The organism is Mannheimia sp., from assembly GCF_056854775.1.
This window is the reverse complement of the sequence record NZ_JBXGGI010000041.1, coordinates 1-8,909: the sequence shown is the minus strand read 5'-3', so window position 1 is coordinate 8,909 and position 8,909 is coordinate 1. Positions and strand designations below refer to the sequence as shown.

The following is an 8,909-nucleotide window of genomic DNA, read 5'->3' as shown; positions in this document are numbered from 1 at the left end:
AATTGAGGCGCTTATCAAGCAACGTAATGAAGCCAAAGCCACCAAAAACTGGGCAGTTGCCGATGAAGTGCGAGATAAACTTAAAGCGATGAATATCGTGCTTGAAGACACCCCAAACGGTACAATTTGGCGTAAGGCATAAACTCAGTATAGGAAGACTTTAAAGGCAGTAGTATATTAAGGGTTGATTTTGAAACATCAGAATCAACCTTTTTTCTTCTTTCATCTATATATTTGTGCAGTAAAGTAGATTATTTTGAACTAATACGATTCACTTTATGTGGGGTAGATCACATTTTGTTAAAAAAATGTATAAATATGTTGCTTTTGTTGCGGTTTTTTTGATAAAAAGTACAAGAAATTAATACTTATTTGGTATAAGTAATTGATTAACGGATTTCAACAAATAATAAATATGGGAGAGTCCTATGTTCGGTTTTGATCCTACCACCACCACATTTCTGATTTATATTTTCGGAATGATCGCTATCGGCTTTATTGCCTATCGTTTTACTCACAACCTTTCTGACTACATTCTCGGCGGTCGTCGTTTAGGGGCGTTTGTTACCGGCTTATCAGCTGGGGCATCGGATATGTCCGGATGGCTTCTAATGGGGTTGCCGGGTGCTGTGTATGCTGCCGGTCTGGTCGAAGGTTGGATTGCCATCGGCTTGACTGTCGGTGCGTATTTAAACTGGCTGTTTGTTGCCGGTAGACTACGCATTCATACTGAATTTAATGCCAATGCTTTAACTCTGCCAGACTATTTCCATCACCGTTTCGGCGATAAAAGTAAAATCCTGAAAATTGTTTCTGCAGCGATTATCCTGTTTTTCTTCGCAATCTATTGTGCCTCTGGTGTTGTAGCCGGTGCTCGATTGTTTGAAAACCTATTTGGTGTACCGTATTCTACTGCTCTTTGGTATGGTGCATTGGCAACCATTATTTACACATTTATCGGTGGTTTCCTGGCAGTAAGTTGGACGGACACTATTCAAGCCACGCTAATGTTGTTTGCTTTATTTCTCACCCCGATTTTTGTACTAATCCAGCTTGGCGGTTTTGAACAGACTCACGAAGTTATTGTGCAAGCAGGCAATGCGGTCAATAAAGATTTCACCGACCTGTTCACCGGTACTACCTTTATCGGTTTATTAAGTCTTTCTGCGTGGGGTTTGGGCTATTTTGGGCAACCACACATTCTTGCCCGTTTTATGGCGGCAGACAGCGTAAAATCCATTCCGAATGCCCGCCGTATTTCGATGATTTGGATGATCATCTGCTTATTTGGTGCAGTTGGTATTGGCTTCTTTGGTCAAGCTTATTTCTTTGCTCATCCTGAACAAGCTGGTATCGTCAGTCAAAATCACGAACAAGTGTTTATTGAACTCTCCAAATTGTTATTTAACCCGTGGATTGCCGGTATCTTACTCTCTGCGATTTTAGCGGCAGTAATGAGTACTTTAAGCTGTCAGTTGCTTATTTGTTCAAGTGCGATTACCGAAGATTTCTATAAGGGCTTTATCCGCCCGAACGCCACACAAAAAGAGCTAGTCTGGCTCGGTCGCTTAATGGTACTGGCAATTTCTGTATTAGCGATTGTACTTGCTCAAGACCCAAACAGCAAAGTGCTAGGTTTGGTGTCGTATGCGTGGGCGGGTTTCGGTTGTGCTTTCGGACCGGTGGTCATTTTATCTCTGTTTTGGAAACGAATGAATGCTGCCGGTGCACTTGCCGGAATGCTGACCGGTGCGTTAGTGGTAGTATTCTGGAATGATATTGTGCCTAATAGCGGAATTTATGAAATGATCCCCGGCTTTATCCTTGCAATGATCGCGATCGTAGTGGTTTCTCTAATTACTCCAGAGCCTCGCCAAGAGATCGTGGCTACTTTTGAAAATGCTGAAAAAGCCTATGAAACTGAAATGAGCAAATAGCAAAAAACGGCTGCCTGTCTAGGCGGCTGTTTTTTTATATTTTTGAACAAAAGGTGAATGTAAATTTTCAATGGTATTTTCTCCCTCTGAGTTATGAGAAGTTAGTAATGATTTGGCAGTAATCACTTCTATCGAACCTCCTCCGGTTTCTCTTTGCTCATAAATAGGGGGAATATTTTAATAAGAATGTACATTTTCATAAATCATCACAACAAGCGGTTTCTTTTACAAAAAAATTAGTAAATTCTACCGCTTGCATTACAAAATAAGGAAAAACTATGCCATACCAACTCTTACCGAATACGACTATCCGTCCTGAATTGAGTCGTTATTATCGTTTTGACGAGCAAACTCTCGTGCAAAACCTGCTGGAACAAGCTCGTTGTGATGAGCACGCAGACAGCATTAAAAAGCTTACTACCCAATTAGTCGGCAAAGTCCGTACCTCACGTAAAAAGGCGAGTGGGGTAGATGCGTTAATGCACGAATTTTCCCTTTCCAGCCAGGAAGGCGTGGCATTGATGTGTCTTGCAGAAGCGTTATTGCGTATTCCGGACAAAGCTACCGCTGATAAACTCATTCGAGATAAAATCGCCAAAGGTGATTGGCGTTCGCACACCGGAAACAGTCCATCGCTGTTTGTGAATGCAGCAGCTTGGGGCTTGGTGATTACCGGCAAACTGGTTTCTACCCATAGCGAAAGCTCGCTCTCGTCCGCCCTGTCCCGTCTGATTTCCAAAGGTGGCGAGCCGTTAATCCGCAAAGGCGTAGACGTTGCGATGCGGATGCTCGGCAAACAGTTTGTAACCGGTGAGACCATTCAAGAAGCGATCAAAAACGGCGAGAAACGCTTCGCAATGGGTTACCGTTACAGCTACGATATGTTGGGTGAGGCGGCATTTACGGCGGAAGATGCCAAACGCTACTATGCCGACTATGTCGCTTCCATTCACGCGGTTGGTGCAACCTCTAAAGGCTTGGGAGTGTATAAATCGTCGGGCGTATCAGTCAAACTCTCCGCTATTCACCCTCGCTACTCGCTGGCACAACATCAACGGGTAATGGACGAACTCTATCCACGCCTGAAAGACCTGTTTTTACTGGCGAAAAACTACGACATTGGCTTGAATATTGATGCCGAAGAAGCCGACCGTCTGGAGCTATCGCTCGATTTAATGGACAAACTGCTTGCCGATCCGGATTTAGCCGGCTTCAACGGCATCGGCTTTGTGGTGCAAGCGTACCAAAAACGCTGCCCCTATGTGATCGAACATTTAATCAATACCGCCCGTAAAAACAACCGCCAACTGATGCTCCGTTTGGTGAAAGGGGCATACTGGGATACCGAAATCAAACGAGCCCAAACGGACGGTGCGGAGGGCTATCCGGTATTCTCTCGCAAGGTGCATACCGATTTAAACTACATCGTCTGTGCGAAAAAACTACTTGCCGCACAAGATGTGATCTACCCACAATTTGCTACTCACAACGCCCAAACTCTTGCTACTATTTACCACTTGGCACAGGGCAAACGTTTTGAATTCCAATGCTTGCACGGTATGGGTGAAAGCCTGTACGATCAAGTGGTTGGTAGCAATAACTTGAATGTACAGTGCCGTATTTATGCCCCTGTCGGCACTTACCAAACCTTGCTCGCCTACTTGGTACGTCGCCTGTTGGAGAATGGTGCGAACAGCTCGTTCGTCAGCCAAATTGTTGATGAAAACCTGAGCATTGATGATCTCGCCCAAGATCCGGTGCAAAAAGCAACGCCAACTCAAGGTACAATGCACCCGAAAATCCCAATGCCGGTGGCACTGTTCGGTGACGCTCGCCCGAATTCCAAAGGCTATGATTTAACCGATTCAATCAGCCTGCAAACCTTAGAAACTCACCTGAACGAACTGGCGAAACAGCAGTATATTGCTGAGCCACAGCTTGCAAGCGGTACAACAAGCGGTCAGGAAACGCGAAAAATTTACAATCCGGCGAACGTGAACGAGTTAGTCGGCGAGGTGGTGGACGCAACCGAAACCGATGTGGCAAATGCCTTTGATGTGGCGGAACAATTCCAAAGCGAATGGGCGAACACTTCGCCTGCGACGCGTGCCGAGTGCCTTGAAAAAATGGCGGATTTAATGGAAGCGAATATGCCGCAACTGTTCGATTTAGCCGTGCGTGAGGCAGGCAAAGCACTGAACAACGCGATTGCCGAGGTGCGTGAAGCGGTCGATTTCTGCCGTTATTATGCAAAAACTGTTCGTAATAATGTCGAAGCCTACCGCAACCCACGCGGTGTGGTGGTCGCAATCAGCCCGTGGAACTTTCCGCTCGCGATTTTCGTGGGTGAAGTCTCATCTGCCTTAGTTGCTGGTAACGTGGTGTTGGCAAAACCTGCCGAGCAAACCTCGCTGATGGCACATTTCGCCGTAAACCTGTTCTACCAAGCCGGCGTGCCGAAAGCTGCACTGCAATGCTTACCGGGCAGTGGTAAAACTGTGGGAGCAGCGTTGGTAGCAGATAGTCGTGTGAACGGCGTGATTTTTACCGGTTCGACTGACACTGCGAAAAACATCAATCGGAATTTGCAGAAAAATACGAAAATCGTACCGCTTGTCGCAGAAACCGGTGGACAAAATGCGATGATTGTCGATAGCTCAGCATTAGGCGAACAGGTGGTGGCTGACGTGCTGAATTCAGCGTTCGACTCCGCAGGGCAACGTTGTTCCGCCTTGCGTGTGCTTTACTTGCAACGCGATGTTGCTGACCACATTCTCACGATGTTAGAAGGTGCGATGGCAGAGCTGAAAATCGGCAGACCACAGCAGCTTACTACCGATATTGGACCGGTAATCGATAAAGTGGCACAGCAACGCTTGCTCGACCATATTGAAAATATCAAAAAATCCGCGAAAAGTTGCTATCAGGTTGAGATCGAGCCGGAAATTGCCGCGAACGGCATTTTTGTGCCGCCAACAGTTCTGGAAATCGACCACATCAGCCAGCTCAAACACGAAGTATTCGGACCGGTGTTGCACGTTATTCGTTTTGATGCCGATAAGCTCGACCAAGTGATCGCAGACATCAACTCGACCGGTTTTGGCTTAACCAGTGGTTTGCATAGCCGCATTGACGAAACGGTCGAACGCTGGTTGGCGAGCATTCACGCGGGTAACCTGTATGTGAACCGTAATACTGTTGGTGCTGTAGTTGGAGTGCAACCATTTGGCGGAATGGGCTTGTCAGGAACAGGTCCGAAAGCGGGGGGACCGCTTTACCTGCAACGTTTGGTAAACCGCAATGAGTGGACGCTTAACGGCTTGGAAGGCAGTGTACAAGCGGTCAATTTTGGGCTGAAAAATGCAATCCGTAACGTACTCTCCGGTACGGAACAACAGAATGCACTTGACCTTGTACAGAGCCTAACCCGTCAATCACCTCTCGGTAAAACCTACCCAATGCAGGGCATCACCGGCGAGAAAAACTACCTCACGCTGGTCGCCCGTCCGCAAATCGCGATTGGAAAAGGCACGCTTGCCGAGCAGGTTCAAGCACTGATTGCGATTGTGATTGCAGGTAGCCAAGCGGTGGTTGAACGTGGCAGCGAACTGGCGAAATATGCTCCCCATTTTGACGGCAACGTACAGGTCGTAGACGATTTCAACAGCCTTGACCAGTTGAGTGTCTTGATCGTGCTTGATCCGCTTTCGGTCGAAGAAAAAACTCACCACGCCGAACGCAGAGGTGCGATTTTGACCTACATCGACAGCCTTGATTTAGCCCTTTCGTTGCTGCCACTTGTTCACGAAAAAGCAATTAGTATCAATACTGCTGCCGCAGGTGGTAATGCGAGTTTGATGAGTGAGATGGATTAAGCTATAAATATAAAATGATGAGGCAGCTCAATTTGAGCTGTCTTTTTTATTTAATAGCTTATTATTTATATACTTATAAAAATGATAAAGGGTATTTTTTCAGTTATGATGAAAACCAGTCATACAAAACCTCAATTTATTTCAAGTGCAATCACTTATTTTATGCGTTATGCTTATTTGGAATAAAAAATTTAGGTTACTTGATTGACATAGCATTCTAGACGTCTAAAATAGCGAAGAAATAATTTTAATTAATGTGGATAGAAAAATGATTCAGCTGAAAAATATCAGCAAGCAATTTGAGGTAAAGGGTAAAAAAATTACCGCTCTGGATAATGTAAATCTGGAAGTTCCAAAAGGCACTATTTATGGTGTGATTGGGGCATCTGGTGCAGGCAAGAGTACCTTAATTCGTTGCGTAAATTTATTAGAACGCCCGACTATGGGGCAAGTGATTGTTGATGGACAAGATTTAACCGCAATGTCGGATAAAGAGTTGATTAAAGCTCGCCGTAATATTGCGATGATTTTCCAACATTTTAATTTGCTTTCTTCTCAAACCGTGTTTGAGAATGTGGCGTTATCGTTGCGTTTGAGCAATACGCCGAAAGCGGAAGTGGATAGGAAAGTGAATGAGCTGTTGGAATTGGTAGGCTTAACCGATCGTAAAGATGTTTATCCGTCAAACCTTTCCGGTGGGCAAAAACAGCGTGTGGCGATTGCTCGTGCGTTGGCAAGCGATCCGCACGTTCTGCTTTGTGATGAAGCAACCAGTGCGTTAGACCCGGCAACCACGCAATCTATTTTGCAATTATTAAAAGATATTAATAAACGTTTAGGCTTAACTATTTTGTTGATTACCCACGAAATGGAAGTGGTAAAACGCATTTGCGATCGTGTGGCGGTTATTGATAGAGGGCAGTTGATTGAATCCGGTTCGGTGAGTGAAATTTTCTCGAACCCGAAAACGGAATTAGCTCAGAAATTTATTCAATCGACTTTCCATTTTGATTTGCCGCAAGAATATAGAGAGCAACTTTTAAGTTCACCAACGGAACATAGCCAGCCGATTATTAAATTTGAATTTACAGGGCGTTCAGTTGATGCACCGCTTCTTTCAATTGCATCGAAAAAATTCGGTATTGATTTTAGTATTTTGATGTCGCAAATTGACTATGCCGGTGGTGTGAAATTTGGTTTTGTGATTGCAGAAGTAAGCGGTAATTCGGATGCGATTGCAGAAGCAAAATTTTATTTGATGGATAATAATGTAAAAGTAGAGGTGTTAGGCTATGTGGGCTGATTTTTTGAGAGAGATGACGCCACAAATGTGGGGCTTAGTGTGGGAATCTACTTTTGAAACCATTTATATGGGCTTTGTGGCGACGGCATTAGCTGTCATCATTGGTTTGCCGATTGGTTTTTTGGCTTTTTTAACAGGTAAAGGTGAAATTTTAGAAAACCCAAGATTACATCAAATTTTAGATGTGATTATTAATATCGGACGTTCTATTCCGTTTATTATTTTATTGATTATTCTGTTACCTGTTACCCGTTTAATTGTGGGTACAACTTTAGGAACAACAGCGGCGATTGTGCCGTTAAGCGTATCAGCAATTCCGTTTTTTGCTCGCTTAACGTCTAATGCGTTATTGGAAATTCCATCAGGTTTAACTGAAGCAGCAAAATCAATGGGGGCAACCAATTGGCAAGTAGTAACTAAATTCTATTTACCGGAATCTTTGCCGATTTTAATCAATGGTATTACTTTAACCTTAGTGGCTTTAATCGGTTATTCTGCAATGGCAGGTGCTGTAGGTGGCGGCGGGTTAGGAAACTTGGCAATCAGTTACGGGGAGCACCGTAATATGGTTTATGTAAAATGGATTGCAACAATCATTATTGTGGCGATTGTGATGGTAAGCCAGAAATTGGGCGATACTTTAGCAAAACGTTACGATCATCGTTAATTTTATTAAATAGGGGTTTTTATGAGTTTCAAGAAAATTTTAGGTGTGGCATTAGTTTCTGCATTAGCATTAACTGCGTGTAAAGATGAGAAAAAAGCAGAGCCTGCAGCAGCAGCTCCTGCATCTGCAAAAATTAAAGTAGGGGTAATGTCAGGTCCTGAACATACTGTTGCAGAACGAGCCGCACAAATTGCTAAAGAAAAATACGGTTTAGACGTAGAATTTGTTCTATTTAACGACTACGCATTACCAAATACGGCGGTAAGCAAAGGTGATTTAGATGCTAACGCATTCCAACACAAGCCGTATTTAGATAAAGACAGCCAATCAAAAGGCTTAAACAACTTAGTAATTGTGGGGAACACTTTCGTTTATCCGTTAGCTGGTTATTCTAAAAAAGTGAAAAATGTTGCTGAATTGGCAGAGGGTGCTGTGATTGCCGTACCAAACGATCCATCTAACTTAGCCCGTGCGTTAATTTTATTAGAAAAACAGGGGTTAATTAAGTTAAAAGATAATACTAATTTATTCTCAACGTCAGTAGATATTATTGAGAACCCGAAAAAATTAGAAATTAAAGAAGTAGATACTTCAATTGCTGCAAAAGCATTAGATGATGTGGATTTAGCGGTAGTGAATAACACTTATGCAGGTCAAGTTGGCTTAAATACTCAAGATCACGGTGTGTTTGTTGAGTCTAAAGATTCTCCGTATGTGAATATCATTGTTGCTCGCCAAGATAATAAAGATGCAGACAACGTACAAAACTTTATCAAATCTTACCAAACTGAAGAAGTGTACCAAGAAGCACAAAAACACTTCAAAGATGGTGTAGTAAAAGGCTGGTAATTTTCTGTTTTTTTCATATTAGCGATTAATCGCTGAGCTTTATCTCTAAGGTTAATCGCTTTTTATTTTAAAACTCTTATATAGGAAGAACTCAAATGAACTTTAAAAAACTATTAGGCGTAGTGTTAGTATCTGCTTTAGCATTAACCGCCTGTAAAGAAGAAAAAACACAAGCAGCGGCAGAACCTGCAAAAGCGGAGAAACAAGCTCCGTTAAAAGTTGGCGTAATGACCGGTCCTGAAGCACAAATGACCGAAGTTGCAGTGAAAATTGCAAAA

The 8,909-nt window shown here is 43.5% G+C and carries 6 protein-coding genes and 1 pseudogene; all 7 read left to right on the top strand.

What is annotated here, in order from left to right; all coding sequences use genetic code 11:
* Positions 1 to 142 (top strand): CysS/YqeB C-terminal domain-containing protein (locus tag ACJHV0_RS03330; RefSeq protein WP_483133376.1); only part of this gene is annotated, 142 nt, incomplete at its 5' end.
* A gap of 286 nt (positions 143 to 428) precedes the next feature.
* On the top strand, positions 429 to 1,937 hold the full coding sequence (putP, locus tag ACJHV0_RS03325) for a sodium/proline symporter PutP (RefSeq protein WP_334228983.1): 1,509 nt from the start codon (positions 429 to 431) through the stop codon (positions 1,935 to 1,937).
* 278 nt (positions 1,938 to 2,215) lie between these two features.
* Complete coding sequence (gene putA, locus ACJHV0_RS03320; RefSeq protein ID WP_483133375.1) at positions 2,216 to 5,812, top strand: bifunctional proline dehydrogenase/L-glutamate gamma-semialdehyde dehydrogenase PutA; 3,597 nt, start codon at positions 2,216 to 2,218, stop codon at positions 5,810 to 5,812.
* A 268-nt stretch (positions 5,813 to 6,080) separates the two neighbouring features.
* Entirely contained in the window at positions 6,081 to 7,115 is a 1,035-nt protein-coding gene (gene metN / locus ACJHV0_RS03315) for a methionine ABC transporter ATP-binding protein MetN (protein WP_283385560.1), read from the top strand.
* A complete protein-coding gene (locus tag ACJHV0_RS03310; protein ID WP_025216909.1) occupies positions 7,105 to 7,782 on the top strand; it encodes a methionine ABC transporter permease in 678 nt (225 codons plus the stop codon). Before metN ends, ACJHV0_RS03310 begins: the two co-directional genes overlap by 11 nt.
* A gap of 21 nt (positions 7,783 to 7,803) precedes the next feature.
* Positions 7,804 to 8,631, top strand: a complete 828-nt coding sequence (locus ACJHV0_RS03305; protein WP_334236134.1) for a MetQ/NlpA family lipoprotein — start codon at positions 7,804 to 7,806, stop codon at positions 8,629 to 8,631.
* Positions 8,632 to 8,726: 95 nt separating this feature from the next.
* Positions 8,727 to 8,909, top strand: a pseudogene (metQ, locus tag ACJHV0_RS03300) (methionine ABC transporter membrane-anchored lipoprotein MetQ); the annotation flags it as partial.

Excerpts from the sequence above, each read along its gene's own strand:
- putP (WP_334228983.1), top strand. The coding sequence starts at position 429 with ATGTTCGGTTTTGATCCTACCACCACCACATTTCTGATTTATATTTTC.
- putA (WP_483133375.1), top strand. The coding sequence starts at position 2,216 with ATGCCATACCAACTCTTACCGAATACGACTATCCGTCCTGAATTGAGT.
- metN (WP_283385560.1), top strand. The coding sequence starts at position 6,081 with ATGATTCAGCTGAAAAATATCAGCAAGCAATTTGAGGTAAAGGGTAAA.
- ACJHV0_RS03310 (WP_025216909.1), top strand. The coding sequence starts at position 7,105 with ATGTGGGCTGATTTTTTGAGAGAGATGACGCCACAAATGTGGGGCTTA.
- ACJHV0_RS03305 (WP_334236134.1), top strand. The coding sequence starts at position 7,804 with ATGAGTTTCAAGAAAATTTTAGGTGTGGCATTAGTTTCTGCATTAGCA.